Below are 20861 nucleotides of genomic sequence, written 5' to 3' on the forward strand. Positions count from 1 at the left end.
AGGAGGCCTCCAACCACGCTGGCTCAGGTTCGCGACTCGTCCGCGTCCGACCGTTCGGGCGGGCCCGAGTTGGCTGCGCTCGCTCCGCTCGCTGTGGGGTCGGGCTGCCGAGTCCCGCCGTCCTCGTCGCCGCGCTCGTCGGAGCGGCGGTCGTCGGCCACCGGCCCCTCGAAGTCGGCCGCCCGCGCCTCCGCCTCGGGGCTGCCGCCGAAGACCCTGGCGTCGTCGTCCGGCTCGGTCGGTAGGCCGCGCCGGCTGGGGCGGACGTCGTGCGCGGTCGACGGGCGCACCCACTGCCAGGCCAGCCGGTTGGCGCCGTCGCCGACCTCGGCCCGCACCCGGGGCAGCGAGGTGGGCTGGCGGTCGCGGATCCAGCCGACGAAGTGCTCGCGGACCAGGCAGCGCAGGTCCCAGAGCGTGGGCGCGTCGTTGGCGCTCACCAGCGCGCGTACCCGGATCATGCCGCCGACCGCGTCGGTCACCTGGAGCACGCACACCCGGCCGTCCCACAGCTGGCTGCCCTCCAGCAGCGTGCGCAGCTCCTCGCGCATGTCCTGCACCGGGACGGCCCAGTCCAGGTCGAACTCGGCCGTGCCGAGGACCGCCGAGCCGGTACGCGTCCAGTTCTGGAACGGCCGCGTGGTGAAGTACGTGGTCGGCATGATCAGCCGCCGGTCGTCCCAGATCTGCACGACGACGGTCGTCAGCGTGAGCTCCTCGATCCGCCCCCACTCGTCTTCGACCACCACCACGTCGTCGAGGCGCAGCGCGTCGCTGAACGTGAGCTGGAGCCCGGCGAAGATGTTGCCGAGGGTGCTCTGCGCGGCCAGGGCGGCCACCACGCCGATGATGCCGGCCGAGGCGAGCAGGCTGGCGCCCACCGCGCGCACGTGCGGGAAGGTCATCAGCATCACGCCGAACGTGATCACCACTACCGCCGCCACCGTCACCCGGCGCAGCAGCCGCACCTGCGTCTGGAGCTTGCGGGCGCGCAGGTTGTCCGGCACGTCGGTGCGTACCCGGGACAGGGCGACGTCCTCGACCACCAGCGCCAGCGCGCCGAGCAGCCAGGCGAAACCGGCGATCGTGGCGAGGACGAGCAGGTGCACCACGACGGAGCGGCCGGCGAAGTCGCCGCCGGTGGCGCGCACCCCGGCCTCTACGGCGAGGGCGGTCATCGCCACCTGGAACGGGCGGTGGGCGTGGTCGGAAAGCTCGCGCAGGAGGACCGAACGCCGCCCGAGCCGCCGCACGACCCGGTGGACCACCTCCACCGCCGCCAGGGCGAGCGCGGCGGCGCCGAGCGTCGCCAGGACCGCCCACAGCAGGGTATCCACGTCCCATCCCCTTCGAATCAGGCCAGGAAGCTACGATGCCCGATCAAACAGGGACCAACCAGCCTAAGGTCGGGCGATCTTCACCACTACGTTGCTGTCGGTCACGCTCTCCAGCGTGACGTTGAGGCCGGCCACCTCCGTGCCGCCCTGGCCGGTGGTCAGCGTGAGCTGCTCTCCGGCCACCTCGAGGGTCACCTTGTCGCCCTCCGCGTTGACCAGCTTGGCGTCCACACCCAGCACACTGGCCTGGGCGTCCACCCCTCTGTCGAACGTCACCGTGCACTGGTCGAGGCCACAGTCGGTGTCGGCACCCTCGGAACTACACCCGGCCAGAACGGCGGCGGCGAGTGCCAGGCCGATCGCCACGCGGGCGGTCAGTCGCTTCGTCACGCCGCCAAGGGTACGGGGCGATCAAACCGCGTGCTCTGGCGCCGGTAGATCGTCGAAGGGAAAGCGGCGGGCGAACGACGGCCAGGCCACCGTGATCCGCACCCGATCGCGCGCCACGTCGGGCGGCGGCTCGACTTGGAGGCCGGCGAGCTCACTGAGCTGGGCGAGCGCCCGCCGCACCTCGGCCTCCGGCATGCGCAGCGCCCTCGCGAACGCCCGCAGGTCGGCGGCCACCTGCCGGCGCCGCCACCGCGGGCGGCTCCGCTCGGCCAGCTCGCGAAGGGTGATCGCGACGAGCACGGTGCGGTCGTCGCGCTGGGCCCGCTCCTCGTCGACGATCTCCTCGCCGGCGAGCGGCAGCACCTCGATCGGGTTTCGCTCCAGGCGCGGCGTCAGCCACTCACCGTCCATCTCGAACAGTCCGAACCCGACGAGGCAGGAGAGCAGCTCCTCCAGCGTGTACGGCACCGGGAGGCCGCGGCGGCGGCACATCTCGGCGAACAGCTCGACCCGCGCGGCGCGCACCCGCACCACCCGGTCGTAGTGCTCGCGCGCCTGAAGCTCGGCGTGGTCGGCCTCGCGGCGGGGGTGGTGGCGCTGGGCCTGCGCGACCCACTCGTCGACCGAGCCGGGGTCGCACCAGACCGCCTTGTCCCACGGCAGCATCGACCAGGCCTTGCGGGAGAAACGGTGCTGGTCGGGCACGACCGTGAGGTAGGCGAACGAGCAAGGCAGCCAACGGATCCACGACGGCACCATGACCGCGCGCTGCCATTCGGTGGCCACGGGAAGGACGATAGCGCCACAGCGCGTATCCGTGGGGGCACTATCCGCTGTGGACGAAGCTGCCCGCCAGCACCTCCGCCGCCGCCTCGGCGTTGGCCCGGGTGGCGCCGAAGGTGGCCAGGTGGGTCGCGCCCAGCACCGACGCCGGCACCCCCATCTCCACGACCACCGCGTCCGGCCGGGCGGCCAGCGCGGTGGTCACGGCGCGCGCCATCCACTCGTACCGGTGGACGTCGCGGACGACGAGCACCAGCGGCCGTCCGCGTGCGGCGGTGAGGAAGTCGGCGCCGGCCTCGTCGGCGGAGAGCCGCGCCGCGGTCGTGCCGGGCAGCAGCGCCGCGAGCGGCACGGCCACGCCCCACGGGGTCTCCGGGCCGATCGCGAAGTTGCGCGGCGGCTCGAACTCCACCACGTGCGGCGCCTCGGCCAGCGGCAGGGCGGGCGCGGCACCGGAGACGCGGACCGCGCGGCGCGCGCCGGCGAGGCCGACCGGGATCCCGTCCGGCCGGTCGGGCACGGCGGTGGCCCGCGCCTGCGCGGTCCAGGCGGCCAGCTGCTCGACCCGCTTGGCCGCCTCGGCCAGCCGCTCCTCGGGCAACTCGCCCGCGGTGACCGCGGCGACGATCGCGTCCCGCAGCCGGGTGGCGGTCGCCTCGTCGGCGTGGTCGCCGCCCACACAGATCGCGTCGACGCCGGCGGCGAGGGCCTGGACGGCCGCGCCCTCCAGCCCGTACCGCGACCGCAGCGCCCGCATCTCGATGCCGTCGGTGATCACCGTGCCGGCGAAGCCCAGCTCGTCGCGGAGCAGGTCGGTGAGGACCAGGCGGCTCAGCGTCGCCGGCCGGTCCGGGTCGACGGCCGGGACGAGCAGGTGGCCGGTCATGATCGCCTGTACGCCCGCCGCGATCGCCGCCCGGAACGGCGGCAGCTCCCGCTCGTCCAGCTCGGCCCGCGAGGACCCGATCCGCGGCACGTCCACATGCGAGTCGACGCTCGTGTCGCCGTGCCCGGGGAAGTGCTTGGCGCAGGCCGCGACCCCGGCCGACTGGAGCCCGGTGATCCAGGCGGCGGTGTGCCGCGCGACGAGGTCCGGGTCGGCGCCGAAGGCCCGCACGCCGATGACCGGGTTGTCCGGGTTGTTGTTGACGTCGGCGTCCGGCGCGTAGTCGAGCGTGATCCCGGCGGCGGCGAGGTCGTGGCCCAGGTCGCGGGCGACCGCCTCGGTCAGCACCACGTCGTCGACCGCGCCGAGCGCCAGGTTGCCGGGCCGCGAGCTGCCCTGCCACGTCTCGAAGCGGGTGACGTCGCCGGCCTCCTCGTCGACCGCGACGATCACGTCCGGCCGCTCGGCGCGGAGCGCGGCGGTGAGCTCGGCGACCTGGGCGGGGCTGGCGAAGTTGCGGCCGAAGAGGGCCACGCCGCCCAGGCCCTCGCCCAGCCAGCGGCACACCCAGGGCGGAGGGAGCGTTCCCTCGAACCCCGGCTGCAACACGGCACCGGCGAGGCGAAGCAGGTCCCGGCTGGTCTCCGACATGTGGCCCCCGTACTCCATAGTGGACAGACACCGCCGCTCCGGCGGGTAGATGCCATGGTCACACCGGATCCAGGAAATAGTCAATAAACCTTTCTATTAAGTCTCACCGGCCGGGCCAGCCTTTGTGGTGATATGCCCTCTTGCCCCGCCATGAGAGAGTCCGAGGATGGACGCGTTGCTCTCGGCCGTCACGATCGCCGCCGAGGACCGGAGCTGGTTCGACATCCCGGCCGTCCGCGTCGTCGGGTCGATCCTCGGCGCGCTCCTGCTGCTGGCCGCGATCCGGTCGATGTTCGGCAAGGGCAAATGACCCGGTTAAGGATCCGCTGAGAAACCCGCCGCGCATCTGTGACTGTCTCGCCACGTTCCGCCGGAGTAACGTGACGGCCGGTACGGGTGGCGCGTACCCCCTCCCCCATGTGTCGCCAACCCCAGGGATAGATAGGCGTGGACCTGGAAAACTCTGCCCGCCAGCTGGCCACGGGCCTGACCCGAGTGGCGGTAGCCGTCCAGGCCGCCGAACGCCCGGCCGAGCTGGAGCGCACCATCGCACAGCAGCAGGTGCTGCTGCTGTTGAGCCGCCGCAGTGAGGTCTACCCGCTGTCCGAGCTCTCGGCCGACGTCGGCCTGACCACCCACGCGACGATGTCGGCGATCGCGACACTGGCCCGCGAGGGCCTCGTCTCGGTCGACCCCTCCCCGTCGTACGCCCCGCACGCGGTGCGCATCGCACTGACCGAAAAGGGCCGCGCGCAGGCACCGGAGCTGCTCAACTGGGCCGCCGACCTGCTCGCCGAGCTGCACAACCTCGACCACGAGGGCCAGCACCAGCTGCTCGGCGTGGTCGCCGGCCATATCCGCCGGATGCAGCGCGAAGGCCAGATCCCGGTCACCAAGATGTGCGTCACCTGCCGCTTCTTCGACGGATACGCCCATCCCGGCACCGACGAGCCACACCACTGTTGGCTGATCGACAAGCCCTTCGGCCACCAGTACCTGCGCCTCCGCTGTCCCGAAGGCCAGCCCGGCGAAGGCCCCGTCCGCCCCGACAACGCCGCCTAGACAAAGATCCGAGCTACCGCGACGCCCGTCGTGGTCCCGACCGCCGCGCGGGGTCCCCGGGAAACGGTTACTCAGGGCGACGACGCCCCGTTTTTGATCTCCCACCGCCCATTCGGCAACGGGCATTGTGGACAAACACCGCTCCACCGCGTGGCGCGGGCCGCGCACCCGCCGGAGGCAAAGGGGCGACCGCGACCAGCAGCGGACGGGTGAGGCCGCGGGAGCGACGGTCTGGACCACGGCGGACATCGCGGTAGCTCGGATCCTGCTCTTGATCCTGTTTGGGTCGGGTGGCATCGACCCCGGCCGTTTGCGGGTGGCATCGCCGGGGCACGATGGGCCCGCCATGAGACTTCCTCTCCCCCTCTCCCGGCGGCTACGCCGTGCCGCCCGCACCCACTTCGGCTGGCGGCGCCTGCGCCCGGGCCAGCTCGCCCCCATGCGCGCGGTGCTGCGCGGCCGGGACGCGCTGGTCGTGTTGCCGACCGGCGGCGGCAAGTCCGCCGTCTATCAGGTCCCGGCCATGATGCTGTCCGGGCCGACCGTGGTGATCTCGCCGCTGCTGGCCCTCCAGCAGGACCAGATCAACGCGCTCAACGACCGCCCCGGCATGGCCGCGGTCCGGGTCAGCTCCGCGGAGACGCCCGGCCAGCGGTCGGCGGCCCTGGAGGCGGTGCGCAAGGGGCTCGCCCGGTTTCTGTTCATCACGCCGGAGCAGCTCACCGACCCGGCGCGGCTGGCCGAGGTGAAGGCGCTCCGGCCCGCGCTGGTGGCGGTCGACGAGGCGCACTGCATCTCCGCGTGGGGGTACGACTTCCGCCCCGACTACCTCGCGCTCGGCCACCTCATCGAGGGCATCGGCCGGCCGCCGGTCGTGGCGTTGACCGCCACCGCCTCGCCGCCGGTGCGCGACGACATCGTCGAGCGGCTCCGGCTGCGCGACCCGCTCGTGGGGGTTTCCGGGCTCGACCGGCCCAACCTGTTCCTCGAGGTGGCGCACTGCCCGGACGAGGAGTACCGGTGGCGCCGCCTGCTCGCCCTCCTGCGCGAGGACACCGGCACCGGCATCGTCTACGTGCCGACCCGCCGCACCGCCGAGGAGCTGGGTGAGCGGCTGTCGGCGGCCGGGTTCGCCGCGGAGGCATACCACGGTGGCATGGCCGCGGGTGTGCGCGAGCGGCGGCACGAGGACTTCCTGGCCGGGCGGGTGCCCGTGATGGTCGCGACCTCGGCGTTCGGCATGGGCATCGACAAGCCGGACATCCGGTGGGTGGCGCACGTGGCGCTCCCCGACTCGCCGGACAGCTACCAGCAGGAGATCGGCCGCGCCGGGCGGGACGGCGCGCCGGCTCGCGCGCTGCTGCTGTGGCGGGCCGAGGACATGGCGCTCCAGCGGTTCTTCACCGGTGGCGCGCCGGACCAGACCGAGCTGCGCGACCTGGCCGCGGTGCTGCGTACCGACAAGCTCACCCGCACCGCCCTGCGCGAGCGCACCGGGCTCGGCACCCGCAAGCTGGGCCAGCTGCTCGGCCTGCTGGAGCAGGTGGGCGCGGCGACCACCGTGGGTCAGAAGCTGACCGCGCCGCGCTACGCCCCCGAGCCGGTCGACGCCGCCCGCGCCGCGCTGGCCGAGGCGGAGCGGCAGCAGGCGGTACAGCGGTCGCGCACCGACATGATGCGTGCGTTCGCGGAGAGCGGGTCGTGTCGCGGGCAGGCGCTGCTGGCGTACTTCGGCGAGCACCTCCCCCGCCCGTGCGGCCACTGCGACAACTGCGCCGCGGGCCCGGCCAGGCAGCCCAGGGTCCGCGGCCCGTTTCCCCTGCACAGCACCGTGCGACACGCCGAGTGGGGGGTGGGTATGGTGCTCGCGTACGAGTCGGACAAGATGACGGTTCTGTTCGACGACGTCGGGTACAAGACTCTGTCGGTGCCGGTCGTCCGTGACCAAGGGCTGCTGGTGGCAGAGACAGGATGAAAGGCGCTCCCGTGACCGAACAACCGGTGTACTCGTCCCTCGGCTTCTCCGACGAGGAGTGGGGCCTGCTCACCGGCCTCCCGCTCGCGGTGCTGACCGCCGCGAGCGCGGCCGAGTCCGACGGCACCCGCCGCACGCTCGCCGAGAGCGCGGCCGGCCTGGAGGCGGTGGCCGGCGGCCGCGAGGGCGCCAGCCCGCTCGTCGCCGCCGTGGCGCAGGAGGTCGTGACGCGGGCGGGTGACCCGGAGGCCGGCGAAGAGCTGCCCGTGCTCAGCCCGCAGGACCCGGAGGCGTACATCGCGGACGTGCTCGACCGGGCCGCCGCGGCCGCGGCGCTGCTGCGCGGCAAGGTCGACGAGGGCGAGGCCGGCGCCTACGCGCACTGGCTCGTCAGCGTGGCCGAGCAGGTGGTCACCGCGGCGCCCTCGGGCGGCATGCTGGGCATCGGCGGCGACATCGTCACCGAGCCCGAGCGCCGGTTCCGCGACGCCCTCGCCAAGGTCTTCAACGACTAATCGACGCTCTTAGATGTAAGATGACCCGGTGCGCCGTGCAGCGCATCTCGTCCGGCCGCGCCTTCCACGTCCGCCGCGAGGGGCACGTGGCGCAAGACCGAGATCCCGGTGGCGTTGGGGGCTTTCGGGCGCTCGCGGATCGTGCTTGACGCGGCCGGCGATGGCCGTGCGGGTGGTGGACTTCCGCCTCGGCTAGTCTCCTGCTGGTGTTGGCGGGCGAGTCTTTCCTGAGCTTCTGGCGTGAGCGGCACCTCGGCACGCTCACCACCCTCCGCCCGGACGGCTCGCCACACGTGACCCCGGTCGGCGTGACGCTCGACCCGGAGGCCGGCATCGCCCGCGTCATCACCTCCCGCGACTCCCGCAAGGCCCGCAACGCCGCCGCCACCGGACGGGTCGCCGTCTGCCAACTGGACGGCCGCCGCTGGTCGACGCTGGAGGGCCGCGCGGTGGTCCGCGACGACCCGGCCGCCGTCGCCGAGGCCGAACGCCGCTACGCCGAGCGCTACCGCGTCCCCCGCGCCAATCCCAAGCGCGTCGTCATCGAGATCACGGTGACGCGGGTGCTCGGCAATGCCTGAGGTCTGCGTGGTCGGCATCGGCGCGGACGGCTGGCCCGGCCTGTCGCCGGCCGCCCATTCCCTTCTCCGCGAAGCGGATGCCCTGATGGGAAGTCGCCGCCAGCTCGACCTGCTCCCCGAGCTCGTGCCCGGCGAGCGGGTCGCGTGGCCCTCGCCGCTGATGCCCGCCCTACCGGGGCTGTTGGCGGCACACCGCGGCCGGCGGGTGTGCGTCCTGGCCAGCGGCGACCCCATGCACCACGGCATCGGCGCCGCCGTCCTGCGCATCCTCGGCCCCGGCAACGTCACCGTGCTCCCGGCCGCGTCGTCCATCTCCCTCGCCTGCGCCCGCCTGGGCTGGGCCATGGAGGAGGTCGAGGTGGTCGGTCTGGTCGGCCGCCCGGTCGAGCTCCTCAACCCACACATCACCCCCGGCCGCCGCATCCTGATCCTGGGGGCGGCCGCCACCTCCGTCGGGGTCCTTCTTTCCAGCCGGGGGTACGAAGCGAGTAGGTTGACGGTTCTGGAACAGCTGGGCGGCCCGGGTGAGCGGGTGACGCGGGGCACGCCACTGTCCATATGGGACGCTCTCGATCCGCTGACCATCGTGGCGGTGGAGTGCGTCGGCGACGCCTTCCTGCCGCCCGTGCCCGGTCTGCCCGACGACGCCTACGTCCACGATGGACAGCTGACCAAGCGCGAGGTCCGCGCTGTCACGCTGGCCCGCTTGGCACCGGCCCCCGGCCAGCTTCTGTGGGACGTCGGCGCCGGCGCGGGAAGCGTCGCCATCGAGTGGATGCGCACCCACCCCTCCTGCCGCGCGGTGGCCGTCGAGGCCGAGCCGTCCCGCGCCGCCCGGATCCGCGAAAACTCGTTGTCCCTGGGCGTTCCCACGCTGTCCATCGTGGAAGGTCAGGCACCGGCCGCGCTTGCCGGCCTGCCGCCTCCGGACGCCGTCTTCATCGGCGGCGGCGTCACCGAGCCCGGCATGGTCGAAGCCTGCTGGGCCGCCCTCTCCCCCGGCGCCCGCCTGGTCGCCAACGCGGTGACGCTCGAATCCGAGGCGGTGCTGGCCACGTGGCACGCCAAGGTCGGCGGCGACCTGACCCGGATCGAGGTGAGCCGCGCCGGCGCGGTGGGCGGCTTCACCGCGTGGCGCCCCGCGCTGCCGGTCGTGCAATGGTCGGCGGTGCGCTGATGACCGTCCACTTCATCGGCGCCGGCCCCGGCGCCGCGGATCTCATCACGGTGCGCGGCCGCGACCTCGTCGCCGCCAGCCCGGTCTGCCTCTACGCCGGCAGCCTGGTCCCGGCCGCCCTGCTGGACGTCTGCCCACCCGGCGCCCGCAAGGTGGACACGGCGAGGCTGACGCTCGACGAGATCGTCGCCGAGCTGGTCGCCGCCCACGCGGCCGGCCACGACGTCGCCCGCCTCCACTCCGGCGACCCGTCCATCTACAGCGCGATGGCCGAGCAGATGCGCCGCCTGGACGCCGCCGGCATCCCCTACGACGTCACGCCGGGCGTGCCCGCCTTCGCCGCGGCCGCCGCTTCTCTCGGCCGCGAGCTCACCGTGCCCGGCGTCGGCCAGACCGTGATCCTCACAAGGGTGACCGGGCAGGCTACCCCCATGCCCCCCGGCGAAGACCTCGCCACGCTGGCGGCGAGCCGCGCGGTGCTGGTGCTCCACCTGGCCGTCCAGCGCGTCGACGAGGTGGTGGCGACGCTGACGCCCTTCTACGGCCCCGACTGCCCGGCGGCCGTGGTCGCCTACGCCTCCCGCGACGACGAGATGATCCTCCGCGGCCCACTGTCCACGATGGCCGAACAGGTGGCCGCCGCGGGCGTCAAGCGCACGGCGGTCATCGTGGTCGGCCGCACGCTGACGGCCGCCGACTTCCCCGACAGCCACCTCTACTCCGCCGCCCGCGCACGCTGAGCGGCCGCGCGAGCCGGAATCAGTGGGCTGTCCGGCCCGCGAAGGCCTTGATCGGCGGACGGCTGGATGGGCGGTGTCGCGGCGAGTAGTTCCGGTTGGCCGCCGCGAGCGGACCTTCGCTTCGGTAAGCGCCGCCATCCGCGCCCGCGAACAGGATCAATGACCGACGGTGATCAACGCGTATGCGCATTACCGTACGTGCCCTGACATCTACGGAGGGTCTAAACATGAGGGTACGAAAGGTCCTGCTCCGGGTCGCCGCCGTCGCCTGTGTCGCCGGTGCGTCGATAGCGTGCGCGCCTTCCGAGCCGGAGCGAACACAGGTCGCCGAGTCGTCCGCCATCCCCGTGGAGGAGACACCCAGCGCGGAACCGACGCCCAGCGCGGAACCGACGCCACCGCCCACGCCGGCCGTCGAGGTCAAGACGGTGACGGTAACGGAGAAGATCCCGTTCAAGCGCACGACCGTCAAGGACTCGTCCCTCACCGAGGGCACCCGCAAGGTACGGACCAAGGGCGTCACCGGCGTCAAGACGCTGACCTACGAGGTGACGTACACCGGTGGACAGGAGACGGCGCGCAAGCTGCTCCGGCAGGTCGTCACCAAGCAGCCGGTCACCGAGGTGACCGCCGTCGGCACGAAGAAGAACGCGCCGACGCGGCAGTGCGACCCCAACTACAGCGGCTGCGTGCCGATCGCCAGCGACGTCGACTGCGCGGGCGGCAGCGGCAACGGCCCGGCCTACGTCAGCGGACCGATCGAGGTGATCGGCGACGACATCTACGATCTCGACCGGGACAACGACGGGACCGCGTGCGAATAACCTGACAGGAGGTGTCAGCCATCACCGGCAGGATGGCAGGCATGACAGGAATCGCCAGCCTCATCATGGTCAACGTTGACAGCCCCGACCCGGCCGCGCTCGCCGAGTTCTACCGCCAGGTGCTGGGCTGGGAGGTGACCCACAGCCAGGCCGAGTACGCGATGATCAGCGACGGGACCACGTCGGTCGGTTTCGGGCTGGTCGACGACTACCAGGCGCCGGCGTGGCCCAACCCGGGCGGCACCAAGCAGTTCCACTTCGACCTCCGCGTCGACGACCTCGACAAGGCCGAGGAGCTGTGCCTGGCCGCCGGCGCCACCAAGCCCGACTTCCAGCCGGGCGGCGAGCGGTGGCGTGTCTTCATCGACCCGGCCGGCCACCCCTTCTGCCTCTGCCCGCGCGGCTGAAGAAGCCCGGCCGACGACGCCGCCTCCGCGGCCGAGAAGCACGACCGACAGCTAGGAAGCGCGGCCGACGACCGTACCGGCGCGGTCGATCACCACGACGTCGACGGTGACGGGCGCCTCGCGGAGCACCTCGACGGCGGTCCGCCGGGCCTTCTCCGCGATCAGGTCGCCCAGTGGCAGCCCGGCGGCCTGGCAGTGGCCGAGCGCCTCGAGCGCGGTGTTGGCGGCGGCGACGCGGGCGACGAGCTCGGGGTCGCCGCCCGCCGCGCGCACCGTCTCGGCCATCGCCGCCGGGTCCACCTGGGAACGTCCAGAGTGGAGGTCGAGATGCCCCTCGGCCAGTTTGGACAGTTTGCCGATGCCGCCGGCGATCGTCAGGCGGGGCACCGGGTGGCGGCGCAGGTACTTGAGCACCGCGCCGGCGAAGTCGCCCATGTCGAGCAGCGCGTCCTCGGGCAGCCCGTACAGCTCGGCGGCCACCCGCTCGGACGTGCTGCCCGTGCACCCGGCCACGTGCGGGCGGCCGGCCGCGCGGGCCACGTCGATGCCGCGCCGGATGCTGTCGATCCAGGCCGAGCAGGAGTACGGCACCACGATCCCGGTCGTGCCCAGGATGGAGAGGCCGCCGAGGATGCCGAGGCGCGGGTTCCAGGTCTTCTTGGCCAGCTCCTCGCCGTTGTCGACGGAGATCTCCACCAGCGCGTCGCCGGTGCCGCCGTGGCGGGCGGCGACCTCCGCGACCGCCTCGCGCATCATGCGGCGGGGCACCGGGTTGATGGCCGGCTCGCCCATCGCGAGCGGGAGGCCGGGCTTGGTGACCGTGCCGACGCCGCGCCCGGCCCGAAATAGCACGCCGCTGCCCGCCGGGGCCGGCGTCACCGTGCTGCGGATGAGCGCACCGTGCGTGACGTCCGGGTCGTCGCCCGCGTCCTTCACGACGCCCGCCGTCGCGCTGCCGCCCGAGAGCGACTCGACCGCGAGCGCGAAGGATGGGCGCTGGCCCTTGGGGAGCACGATCTCCACCGGGTCCGGGAAGGCCCCGGTGAGCAGCGCCGTGTACGCGGCCGTGGTGGCCGCCGTCGCGCACGCCCCGGTGGTCCAGCCGTAGCGCAAAGTCACCGCCACAGCATGCCAGACTGGCCCCGTGCGAACCCTGCTCATCCTCGGTGGCACGGGCGAGGCCCGCGCGCTGGCGGCCCGCGCGGCCGGCTGGCGGGTGGTCACGTCGCTCGCCGGCCGGGTGCGCGACCCGCGCCTCCCCGAGGGCGAGGTCCGGGTCGGTGGCTTCGGCGGGCCGGAAGGGCTTGCCGGGTGGCTGCTGGCGGAGGGCGTCGGGGCGGTGGTCGACGCCACGCACCCGTTCGCGAGCCGGATCAGCGCCTCGGCGGTCGCCGCCGCGCGGGCGGCCGGTGTGCCGCTGCTGGCGCTACACCGTCCCGGCTGGACGGAGGGGCCGGGCGACGACTGGCGGCGCGTGCCGAGCGTCGAGGCGGCCGCCGGGGCGCTCCCGGCGCTGGGTGAGCGCATCATGCTCACCACGGGGCGCCAGAGCCTGGACGCCTTCGCCGACCTGGGGTTGTTCTTCCTGATCCGCACGGTCGACCCGCCGTCGACGCGGCTCCCGGAGCGCCATCGGCTGGTGCTCGACCGCGGACCGTACACGGTGGAGGGTGAGGCGGCGCTGATGCGGGAGCACACGATCGACGTGCTCGTCACGAAGGACAGTGGCGGCGCGATGACGGCGGCCAAGCTCGTCGCCGCTCGCCGGCGGGAAATCCCCGTCGTGATGGTCGACCGTCCACCGATGCCCGACGGCGTTCCGGCGGTGTCCACAGTAGACGACGCGGAAGGCTGGCTCAGGGGTATCGGCGCGGGGTGAACACCGCGCCGCCGCTCCCCCGCCGCGTGGTGGACGAGCCGACGATCAGCATGCACCGCATGTCCACACCGGACGGGTCGAGGTCGGCGAGGCGCACCACCCGCACGTCCTCGGCCGGTCCGCCCACATCCCGCCCGACGACCACGGGAGTGTCCGGCGCGCGGTGTTCGAGCAGCAGGTCGCGGGCCTTCTCCACCTGCCAGGTGCGGGTCCGCGACGCCGGGTTGTAGATGGCGATGACCAGGTCGGTGCGGGCGGCCGCGGTGAGCCGATCGGCGATGACGTCCCAGGACTTGAGCCGGTCCGAAAGGGACAGCACGCAGTAGTCGTGCCCGAGCGGCGCGCCGGCGCGGCTCGCCACGGCCTGCGCGGCGGTGAGCCCCGGCACGACGCGGACCGGCACCTCCGCGTACCGGGGCTGCGCCGCCACCTCCAGCACCGCGCTCGCCATCGCGAACACCCCCGGGTCGCCCGACGAGACCACCGCCACGCGCGAGCCGGCTGCGGCGAGGTCGAGCGCGTAGGCCGCCCGCGCCCCCTCCTCGGTGTTGCCGGAGGGGTGCCGGGTCTGGCGCGGGTTGGGCGGCACCCGGTCGAGGTACGGCCCGTAGCCGACGAGGTCGTCCGCCTCCGCCAGCACCGCCTGCGCCTCCGGTGTCGTCCACTCCCGGCCGGCGGGGCCCAGCCCGACGACGGAAAGCTCCCCGCGGCCGGACCGGGCCGGAGCCACCGTGGGCGGTGGCACGGCGGCGACCCGGCTGGGCAGCATCGCGAGCGAGAAGTACGGCACCGTCGCCGGATCCACATCGGACAGTGGCGCGACTCGCTCGCGGTCGGTGGTGGCCCGCTCGACGTACCACGCCTCGTCGAGCCGACCCGCCGCGGCCAGCGCCTCGCGCACGGCGCCGAACGTCCGGCCCAGCTTGAGGATCGCCGCCGGACCCTCGCCTTCGAGCCGGCGCGCCAGCTCGTCCGGCGGCAGCGTACCGGGCAGCACGGTGAGCACCTCGTCACGCTCCACGAGCGGGCGGCCGAGCACGGCCGACGCCCCGCTGACCGACGTGACGCCGGGCACCACCTCCGTGGTGTACCGCGGCGACAGTCGCTTGTGGATGTGCATGTACGACCCGTAGAAGAACGGGTCTCCCTCGCACAGCACCACCACGTCACGGCCCGCGTCGAGGTGAGCGGCGAGGCGCGCGGCGCACTCCGCGTAGAACTCGTCGAGGGCCCCGCGGTAGCCGTCCCGGTGGGCGGTCGTCTCCGTCGTCACCGGGTAGACCAACGCCTCCTCGATCTGGCCCGCGCGCAGGTACGGCTCGGCGACCGCCCGCGCGATGCTGCGGCCGTGCCGGGCGCTGTGGTAGGCCACGACGTCCGCCGACTGCACGAGCCGGGCGGCCTTGACGGTCATCAGCTCCGGGTCGCCGGGCCCGAGCCCCACACCGAAAAGCCGCCCCGTGCCCATCACTCCTCCTCGCTGGCGATGGCGTTGATGGCCGCCGCCGTCATCGCGCTGCCGCCGCGGCGGCCGTGCACCACAAGGTGTTCCAGGTCGGTGGCGGCGAGCGCCATTTTGGACTCGGCCGCGCCGATGAAGCCCACCGGGATGCCGAGCACCGCCGCCGGCCGGCCCGCGCCTTCGGCGACCAGCTCCAGCAGGCGGAAGAGGGCGGTCGGCGCGTTGCCCACCGCGACGAGGGCGCCGCCGAGCCGGTCGCGCCACAGCTCCAGCGCGGCGGCGCTGCGGGTGGTGCCGAGCCGGGCGGCGAGCTCCGGCACGCGCGGGTCGCCGAGCGTGCAGACCACCTCGTTGCCCGCGGGCAGCCGGCGACGGGTCACCCCGGCGGCCACCATCGCGGCGTCGCAGAGGATGGGCGCGCCCGCCCGAAGCGCCGCCCGACCGGCCGCGATCGCGCCCGCCGACCACGCCAGGTCCGTGACGAGGTCGACCATCCCGCAGGAGTGGATCATGCGAACGGCCACCCGCGCCACGTCGTCCGGCAGCCCCGACAGGTCCGCCTCGGCGCGGATCGTCGCGAACGACCGCCGGTAGATCTCGGCGCCGTCCTTGATGTACTCGCTCACAGCGTCACGTATCCCTCCGGCGTGGCTTCCAGCCGCAGGTGTTCGCCGGCAGGGCTCCCGCAGGCCCGCTCGCAGCCGACCCAGTGCACCGGCAGCCCGTGCGACGGGTGTCCACTGTGGTGGGTGATGGCGTCCGCCCGTACGTCGGCGTGCGCGCGGGCGCATCCCGGTGAGCCGACGCAGGCGGTCACCCCCACCCACGGCGAGTCGGGGTCGGTGGCGAAGCCGGCCTCGCCGAGCGTGGCGAGGAAGCCTTCGTCGGGCAGGTCCGGCACCACAACACCGCGCCACGGCGTGACGACGACGCTCGGCGCTCCACAGAGGACCCGCGCCTGCGCGGGAGAAAGCCGACCCAACGGCGGCGCCGCCGCGACCGCCACCCGGCCGTCCACCTGCGGCGTGGCGCCGATCGGGCCCCACGAAACGGGTCGCGCGGCCGGCAGCCCGGGCGGGATCGCGCCGAGCCGCGCCGCGATCCGCGCCACACCATCGTCCAGTTCGGACAGTCGCCAGTGTCCGTCCCGCTCGGCCAGAAACGCGTGCGCGGCCGCCACCAGCGCCGCCACGGCATCGCCGGGCCTCACCCGTAGCCCGCTGTCACGGCCGGCGAGCAGCACGGTCGACCCGCGCAGGCCCACGTCGGCGCCGAGCCCGGCCACGTCGCCCCGCCCGTCGTCGAGCCCGAAGAGGAAGCGCCCGGGCAGATCCGCCAGCGCGGCGTCGGCACACAGCGCGGCGTCGAGGTCGGCGACGAGCGGGCGCACGTCGAGCACGCCCCGACCGTCCCGCCCGCTGAGCGGCGAGGCGACGATGTTCCGTACCCGATCATGGGTGACCGACGGCAGCAGACCGGCCGCCGACAGTCGCTCGGCGAGCGGCACCTCCGCGCCGGCCGCCAGGCCGCGGATCTGGATGTTGCCCCGCGAGGTCAGCTCCAGCCCGCCGGCCCCGAGATCCGCCGACGCCTCCGCGACCGCCTGCCACTGGTCGCCGGTGAGGACGCCGCCGGGCACCCGGACCCGGGCCAGCCCGCCGTCGCGCGCCGGGTGCACCTGGATCGCACCCGGGCAGGAGTCCGGCCCGGAGCGGCCGGGTGCGGGTGAGGGCTGGTCGGGCACGCGCCGGATACTACGGGCAGCTAGGCTGGTCTCCGCAACCCGCGGCGACAAGCGGAGGAAGCCGGTGCGAGTCCGGCGCGGTCCCGCCACTGTCACTGGGCACGTGTCGAAAAGGCGCTGCTCAGGAGCCAGACACTCCCGTCGCCGCGACCCCTGAGTCGGGACGCGGATCCCGAGGGAGGCTGTGGCCGTGTTCGTGCTTCTGTCGACGTCCGACACCGACCTGTTGAGCGCGCGGGCGAGCGGCGCGCCGTTCCGGCTGGCAAACCCGGCGCGCACCGCGGCGGCCGACCTCCCCGACCTGCTGGAGGGCGCCGACCTCGTGGTCGTCCGCCTCCTGGGCGGCCGCCGCGCGTGGGAGGAAGGGCTGGACGCGCTGCTCGCCGGCCCCCGCCCGGTCGTGGTGCTCGGCGGCGAGCAGGCTCCCGACGCCGAGCTGATGCGGCTCTCGACCGTGCCGAGCGGGGTCGCGGCGGAGGCGCACGCCTACCTCGCGCACGGCGGGCCGGACAACCTCGCCCACCTGCACAATTTCCTCTCCGACACCGTCCTGCTGACCGGGCACGGCTTCGCGCCGCCCGAGCCGGCACCGGTGTGGGGCGCCGGCGACCTGCCGGACGGCGACGGACCGGTGGTCGCCGTGCTCTACTACCGGGCGCACCACATGGCCGGCAACACGGCGTTCGTCGAGGTGCTCCGCGACGCGATCACCGCCGCCGGCGGGCGGCCGCTGCCCGTCTACTGCGCGTCGCTGCGCACCCCCGACCCCGACTTGCTGGCCGCGCTCGGCCGGGCCGACGCGCTGGTGGTCACGGTGCTCGCGGCCGGCGGCACCCGCCCCGCGGAGGTGAGCGCGGGCGGCGACGACGAGGCCTGGGACGTGGGCGCGCTTGCCGCGCTCGACGTGCCGATCCTGCAAGGGCTCTGCCTCACCGGGGGCCGCGAGGCATGGGCCGCCGGCGACGACGGACTGTCCCCGTTGGACGCCGCGACGCAGGTGGCGATCCCCGAGTTCGACGGGCGCATCATCACGGTGCCGTTCTCGTTCAAGGAGATCGACCCGGACGGCCTGACCGTGTACGTGGCCGATCCCGAGCGCGCCGCCCGGGTCGCCGGGATCGCCGTGGCGCACGCCCGCCTCCGCCACGTGCCGGCGGCGGAAAAGCGGGTGGCGCTGATGCTGTCGGCATACCCGACCAAGCACTCCCGGATCGGCAACGCGGTGGGCCTCGACACCCCGGCGAGCACGGTGCGGCTGCTGGACGCCTTGCGCGAGCGCGGATACGAGGTCGGCGACCTGCCGGACGACGGCGACGCGCTGATGCACGCGCTCATCGCCGCCGGCGGGCAGGACCCCGACTGGCTGACCGAAGACCAGATCGAGGGCAACCCGGTGCGCATCCCGGCCGCCGACTACCTCGCGTACTACGCGACGCTCCCCGCCGAGCTGCGCGCGGAGATCGAGCGGCACTGGGGGCCGCCGCCCGGCGAGCTCTACGTCGACGCCAACGGTGACATCGTGCTGGCGGCCCTTCGCGCCGGCAACGTGGTCGTGATGGTGCAGCCGCCGCGCGGCTTCGGCGCCAACCCGATCGCCATCTACCACGACCCCGACCTGCCGCCGAGCCATCACTACCTCGCCGCGTACCGCTGGGTGGCCAGCGGCTTCGGCGCGCACGCGATCGTCCACATCGGAAAGCACGGCAACCTCGAGTGGCTGCCCGGCAAGACGGTCGGCATGTCCGCGTCGTGCGGGCCGGACGCCGCGCTGGGCGACCTCCCGCTCGTGTATCCCTTCCTGGTCAACGACCCGGGCGAGGGTACGCAGGCCAAGCGCCGCGCGCACGCCACGCTCGTCGACCATCTCGTGCCGCCGATGGCGCGCGCCGAGACGTACGGCGACATCGCCCGCCTGGAGCAGCTGCTCGACGAGCACGCCACCATCGCCGCGCTCGACCCGGCAAAGCTGCCGGCGATCCGGGCCCAAATCTGGACGCTCATCCAGGCCGCCCGGCTCGACCACGACCTGGGCCTGGAAGACCGGCCACACGACGCCGAGTTCGACGAGTTCATCCTGCACGTCGACGGCTGGCTGTGCGAGGTGAAGGACGCGCAGATCCGCGACGGCCTGCACGTGCTCGGCGTGCCGCCGGTCGGCGAGGCCCGGGTCAACCTCGTGCTCGCGATACTGCGGGCACGGCAGATGTGGGGCGGCAAGGTGGCCGCGCTGCCGGGGCTGCGCGAGGCGTTGGGCATGGGCGACGGGCTCAAGGAGGTCGACCGCGTCGAGGCGGAGGCACGCGAGCTGGTGGCCGCGATGGAGGCCGCCGCGTGGGACGTGACGAAAGTCCCCGACGGGCCCGCCGCCGAAGTGCTGCGCTTCGCCGCCACCGAGATCGTGCCGCGACTCGCCCGCACCACCGACGAGCTCACCAACGTGCTCCGCGCGCTCGACGGCCGCTACATCCCCGCCGGGCCGAGCGGCTCGCCGCTGCGCGGGCTCGTCAACGTGCTTCCCACCGGCCGCAACTTCTACTCCGTCGACCCCAAGGCCGTGCCGAGCCGCCTGGCGTGGGAGACCGGGCAGGCGATGGCCGACTCGCTGCTGGACCGCTACCGTGCGGACACCGGCGAATGGCCCCGCTCGGTGGGGCTGTCGGTGTGGGGCACGAGCGCGATGCGCACGGCCGGCGACGACGTGGCCGAGGTGCTCGCGCTGCTCGGCGTCCGTCCACAGTGGGACGAGGCGTCCCGCCGCGTCAACGGCATCGCGGCCATCCCCCTCGACGAGCTCGGCCGGCCCCGCATCGACGTGACGGTGCGGATCAGCGGCTTCTTCCGCGACGCGTTCCCCCATGTGGTGGTGATGCTCGACGACGCCGTGCGGTTGGTCGCGGGCCTGGACGAGCCTTCGGATGTCAACTTCGTCCGCGCCCACGTCCAGCAGGACCTCGCCGACCACGGCGACGAGCGGCGGGCCACCGCGCGGGTGTTCGGCTCCAAGCCCGGGGCGTACGGCGCCGGCCTGCTCCCCCTCATCGACAGCCGAAACTGGCGCGACGACGCCGACCTCGCCGAGGTGTACGCCGCGTGGGGCGGCTTCGCCTACGGTCGCGACCTCGACGGCGTGCCGGCTCGCGCCGACATGGAAACCGCCTACCGCCGGATCGCGGTCGCCGCGAAGAACGTGGACACCCGCGAGCACGACATCGCCGACTCCGACGACTACTTCCAGTACCACGGCGGCATGATCGCCACGGTGCGCGCGCTCACCGGCAGCGCGCCCGCCGCGTACATCGGCGACAGCACGCAGCCCGAGGCGGTGCGCACCCGCAGCCTGCACGAGGAGACCGCGCGCGTGTTTCGGGCCCGCGTAGTCAACCCGCGGTGGCTGGAGGCGATGCGCCGCCACGGATACAAGGGCGCCTTCGAGCTGGCCGCCACTGTGGACTACCTGTTCGGCTACGACGCGACGGCCGGCGTAGTCGCCGACTGGATGTACGACAAGCTCGGCGAGGCATACGTGCTCGACCCGGAAAACCGCGCCTTCCTGGAGCGCGCCAACCCGTGGGCCCTACACGCCATCGCCGAACGCCTGCTGGAGGCGGCCGACCGCAAGATGTGGGAGTATCCGGACCCCACCGTGCTGGAGGGCCTCCGCGAGGCCTACCTCAGCACCGAGGGCGACCTGGAGGGCCGCTAGCCCTCCTCCAGGTCCAGGTACTGGATGCCGGCTTCGAGCGCCGCGCGGGCCAGCTCGTCGCACTGCTCGTGGGTCAGGGTGAGACCAAGCTCGTGGGCACGCCGCGCCACCGCGACCGCACCCACCGAGATGGCGACGTCAGAAAGTTCGTTGGCAGGATCGTTCACGGAGTTGTCCCCCTCGCTGAACGGGCTTTGGCAATACTGCCAACGAGGGTTCAGTTGGTACAAGGACACCAATTCGCGTCAGTCGGCAGACCACGGAAAGTTGATCCAGCGGTCGGTGTGCTTCCAGACGTACTCGCAACGCACGCTCGTGTGCGGCTTCTCGTAGAGCACAGCACAGCGCACCTCGGCCACGTGGTCGCCGCAGAAGTCGTGCACGAGCTTGAGCGTGGCGCCCGTGTCGGCGACGTCGTCGGCGATCAGCACGCGGGCGCCGGCCAGGTCGACCACCTGCGGCACCGGCGGCAGCATCACCGGCATCTCCAGGCGCTCGTCGACGCCGGTGTAGAACTCCACGTTCATCGTGTGCAGGTTTTTGACCTCGAGCGCGTAGCCCAGCGCGCCGGCGACGAAGAGGCCGCCACGGGCGATGCCCAGGATCAGGTCGGGGCGGTATCCGTCGTCCGACACCCGGCGGGCCAGCTCGCGGCTGGCGGTGCCGAACGTGGCCCAGTCGAGCACCTCGCGCTCCTCCGTCATGCCGCCCACCCTAAATGTCGTACCTGCCTGTTTGGCTGCGG

At 73.6% G+C, this 20861-nt stretch carries 21 protein-coding genes and 1 riboswitch; of the genes, 11 read left to right on the forward strand and 10 right to left on the reverse strand.

Features of this window, described 5'->3' with window-relative positions; all coding sequences use genetic code 11:
- Positions 1-23: 23 nt before the first annotated feature.
- The 4 genes from ACTMTJ_RS36315 to ACTMTJ_RS36330 form a co-directional block, all read right to left on the reverse strand.
- Positions 24-1337, reverse strand: a complete 1314-nt coding sequence (locus ACTMTJ_RS36315) for a mechanosensitive ion channel family protein (protein ID WP_441223217.1) — start codon at positions 1335-1337, stop codon at positions 24-26.
- 63 nt (positions 1338-1400) lie between these two features.
- The gene (locus ACTMTJ_RS36320) at positions 1401-1727 is read right to left on the reverse strand and encodes a hypothetical protein (protein ID WP_441223218.1); all 327 of its coding nucleotides are present in this window, start codon (positions 1725-1727) and stop codon (positions 1401-1403) included.
- 21 nt (positions 1728-1748) lie between these two features.
- A complete protein-coding gene (locus ACTMTJ_RS36325) occupies positions 1749-2513 on the reverse strand; it encodes a DUF6042 family protein (RefSeq protein WP_441223219.1) in 765 nt (254 codons plus the stop codon).
- Between the two features lie 40 nt (positions 2514-2553).
- Positions 2554-4047 carry a glycoside hydrolase family 3 protein gene (locus ACTMTJ_RS36330; protein WP_441223220.1) on the reverse strand — a complete coding sequence of 498 codons (1494 nt, stop codon included), beginning with the start codon at positions 4045-4047 and terminating at the stop codon, positions 2554-2556.
- A 166-nt stretch (positions 4048-4213) separates the two neighbouring features.
- Here ACTMTJ_RS36330 and ACTMTJ_RS36335 point away from each other — a divergent pair, with 166 nt between their 5' ends.
- The 9 genes from ACTMTJ_RS36335 to ACTMTJ_RS36375 all read left to right on the forward strand — a co-directional run bounded on the left by ACTMTJ_RS36335 (position 4214) and on the right by ACTMTJ_RS36375 (position 11328).
- Positions 4214-4357 carry a hypothetical protein gene (locus ACTMTJ_RS36335; protein ID WP_441223221.1) on the forward strand — a complete coding sequence of 48 codons (144 nt, stop codon included), beginning with the start codon at positions 4214-4216 and terminating at the stop codon, positions 4355-4357.
- A gap of 137 nt (positions 4358-4494) precedes the next feature.
- Positions 4495-5109, forward strand: a complete 615-nt coding sequence (locus tag ACTMTJ_RS36340) for a MarR family winged helix-turn-helix transcriptional regulator (protein ID WP_441223222.1) — start codon at positions 4495-4497, stop codon at positions 5107-5109.
- Positions 5110-5455: 346 nt separating this feature from the next.
- Positions 5456-7084: a RecQ family ATP-dependent DNA helicase gene (locus tag ACTMTJ_RS36345; RefSeq protein WP_441223223.1), complete on the forward strand. Its 1629-nt coding sequence runs from the start codon at positions 5456-5458 to the stop codon at positions 7082-7084.
- Between the two features lie 11 nt (positions 7085-7095).
- On the forward strand, positions 7096-7599 hold the full coding sequence (locus ACTMTJ_RS36350) for a hypothetical protein (protein ID WP_441223224.1): 504 nt from the start codon (positions 7096-7098) through the stop codon (positions 7597-7599).
- Positions 7600-7805: 206 nt separating this feature from the next.
- Entirely contained in the window at positions 7806-8180 is a 375-nt protein-coding gene (locus tag ACTMTJ_RS36355) for a PPOX class F420-dependent oxidoreductase (RefSeq protein WP_441223225.1), read from the forward strand.
- Entirely contained in the window at positions 8173-9357 is a 1185-nt protein-coding gene (gene cbiE, locus ACTMTJ_RS36360) for a precorrin-6y C5,15-methyltransferase (decarboxylating) subunit CbiE (protein WP_441223226.1), read from the forward strand. The genes ACTMTJ_RS36355 and cbiE overlap by 8 nt, the downstream gene beginning before the upstream one ends.
- The gene (gene cobM / locus ACTMTJ_RS36365) at positions 9357-10097 is read left to right on the forward strand and encodes a precorrin-4 C(11)-methyltransferase (protein WP_441223227.1); all 741 of its coding nucleotides are present in this window, start codon (positions 9357-9359) and stop codon (positions 10095-10097) included. The genes cbiE and cobM overlap by 1 nt, the downstream gene beginning before the upstream one ends.
- Before the next feature lie 227 nt (positions 10098-10324).
- Complete coding sequence (locus ACTMTJ_RS36370; RefSeq protein WP_441223228.1) at positions 10325-10921, forward strand: G5 domain-containing protein; 597 nt, start codon at positions 10325-10327, stop codon at positions 10919-10921.
- A 41-nt stretch (positions 10922-10962) separates the two neighbouring features.
- The gene (locus ACTMTJ_RS36375) at positions 10963-11328 is read left to right on the forward strand and encodes a VOC family protein (RefSeq protein WP_441223229.1); all 366 of its coding nucleotides are present in this window, start codon (positions 10963-10965) and stop codon (positions 11326-11328) included.
- 51 nt (positions 11329-11379) lie between these two features.
- On the opposite strand, the gene ACTMTJ_RS36380 is transcribed toward ACTMTJ_RS36375, so the two are convergent.
- Positions 11380-12447 carry a cobalt-precorrin-5B (C(1))-methyltransferase gene (locus ACTMTJ_RS36380; protein WP_441223230.1) on the reverse strand — a complete coding sequence of 356 codons (1068 nt, stop codon included), beginning with the start codon at positions 12445-12447 and terminating at the stop codon, positions 11380-11382.
- Between the two features lie 25 nt (positions 12448-12472).
- Here ACTMTJ_RS36380 and ACTMTJ_RS36385 point away from each other — a divergent pair, with 25 nt between their 5' ends.
- The gene (locus ACTMTJ_RS36385) at positions 12473-13207 is read left to right on the forward strand and encodes a cobalt-precorrin-6A reductase (protein ID WP_441223231.1); all 735 of its coding nucleotides are present in this window, start codon (positions 12473-12475) and stop codon (positions 13205-13207) included.
- Here the strand turns inward: ACTMTJ_RS36385 and ACTMTJ_RS36390 are convergent.
- From ACTMTJ_RS36390 to cobG, 3 genes are read right to left on the reverse strand one after another with little or no spacing between them, the layout of a single operon-like run.
- Positions 13185-14675 carry a precorrin-2 C(20)-methyltransferase gene (locus ACTMTJ_RS36390; protein ID WP_441223232.1) on the reverse strand — a complete coding sequence of 497 codons (1491 nt, stop codon included), beginning with the start codon at positions 14673-14675 and terminating at the stop codon, positions 13185-13187. The two genes, ACTMTJ_RS36385 and ACTMTJ_RS36390, sit on opposite strands and share 23 nt — an antisense overlap.
- Positions 14675-15295: a precorrin-8X methylmutase gene (locus ACTMTJ_RS36395; RefSeq protein ID WP_441223233.1), complete on the reverse strand. Its 621-nt coding sequence runs from the start codon at positions 15293-15295 to the stop codon at positions 14675-14677. Before ACTMTJ_RS36395 ends, ACTMTJ_RS36390 begins: the two co-directional genes overlap by 1 nt.
- Entirely contained in the window at positions 15292-16413 is a 1122-nt protein-coding gene (cobG, locus tag ACTMTJ_RS36400) for a precorrin-3B synthase (RefSeq protein ID WP_441223234.1), read from the reverse strand. The genes ACTMTJ_RS36395 and cobG overlap by 4 nt, the downstream gene beginning before the upstream one ends.
- A 54-nt stretch (positions 16414-16467) precedes the next feature.
- Positions 16468-16551, forward strand: a riboswitch (cobalamin riboswitch).
- A gap of 46 nt (positions 16552-16597) precedes the next feature.
- On the opposite strand from cobG, the gene ACTMTJ_RS36405 reads away from it, so the two are divergent.
- Positions 16598-20116, forward strand: coding sequence for a cobaltochelatase subunit CobN (locus ACTMTJ_RS36405; protein ID WP_441223235.1), 3519 nt, complete (start codon positions 16598-16600; stop codon positions 20114-20116).
- Here the strand turns inward: ACTMTJ_RS36405 and ACTMTJ_RS36410 are convergent.
- Complete coding sequence (locus ACTMTJ_RS36410; RefSeq protein WP_441223236.1) at positions 20113-20283, reverse strand: hypothetical protein; 171 nt, start codon at positions 20281-20283, stop codon at positions 20113-20115. The genes ACTMTJ_RS36405 and ACTMTJ_RS36410 overlap by 4 nt on opposite strands.
- 78 nt (positions 20284-20361) lie before the next feature.
- Entirely contained in the window at positions 20362-20820 is a 459-nt protein-coding gene (locus ACTMTJ_RS36415; RefSeq protein ID WP_441223237.1) for a phosphoribosyltransferase, read from the reverse strand.
- Positions 20821-20861: the final 41 nt, after the last annotated feature.

Source organism: Phytohabitans sp. LJ34 (assembly GCF_052068095.1).
Lineage (GTDB): Bacteria > Actinomycetota > Actinomycetes > Mycobacteriales > Micromonosporaceae > Phytohabitans.

Excerpts from the sequence above, each read along its gene's own strand:
- ACTMTJ_RS36330 (WP_441223220.1), bottom strand. The coding sequence starts at position 4,047 with ATGTCGGAGACCAGCCGGGACCTGCTTCGCCTCGCCGGTGCCGTGTTG.
- ACTMTJ_RS36335 (WP_441223221.1), top strand. The coding sequence starts at position 4,214 with ATGGACGCGTTGCTCTCGGCCGTCACGATCGCCGCCGAGGACCGGAGC.
- ACTMTJ_RS36345 (WP_441223223.1), top strand. The coding sequence starts at position 5,456 with ATGAGACTTCCTCTCCCCCTCTCCCGGCGGCTACGCCGTGCCGCCCGC.
- cbiE (WP_441223226.1), top strand. The coding sequence starts at position 8,173 with ATGCCTGAGGTCTGCGTGGTCGGCATCGGCGCGGACGGCTGGCCCGGC.
- cobM (WP_441223227.1), top strand. The coding sequence starts at position 9,357 with ATGACCGTCCACTTCATCGGCGCCGGCCCCGGCGCCGCGGATCTCATC.
- ACTMTJ_RS36370 (WP_441223228.1), top strand. The coding sequence starts at position 10,325 with ATGAGGGTACGAAAGGTCCTGCTCCGGGTCGCCGCCGTCGCCTGTGTC.
- ACTMTJ_RS36375 (WP_441223229.1), top strand. The coding sequence starts at position 10,963 with ATGACAGGAATCGCCAGCCTCATCATGGTCAACGTTGACAGCCCCGAC.
- ACTMTJ_RS36390 (WP_441223232.1), bottom strand. The coding sequence starts at position 14,675 with ATGGGCACGGGGCGGCTTTTCGGTGTGGGGCTCGGGCCCGGCGACCCG.
- ACTMTJ_RS36415 (WP_441223237.1), bottom strand. The coding sequence starts at position 20,820 with ATGACGGAGGAGCGCGAGGTGCTCGACTGGGCCACGTTCGGCACCGCC.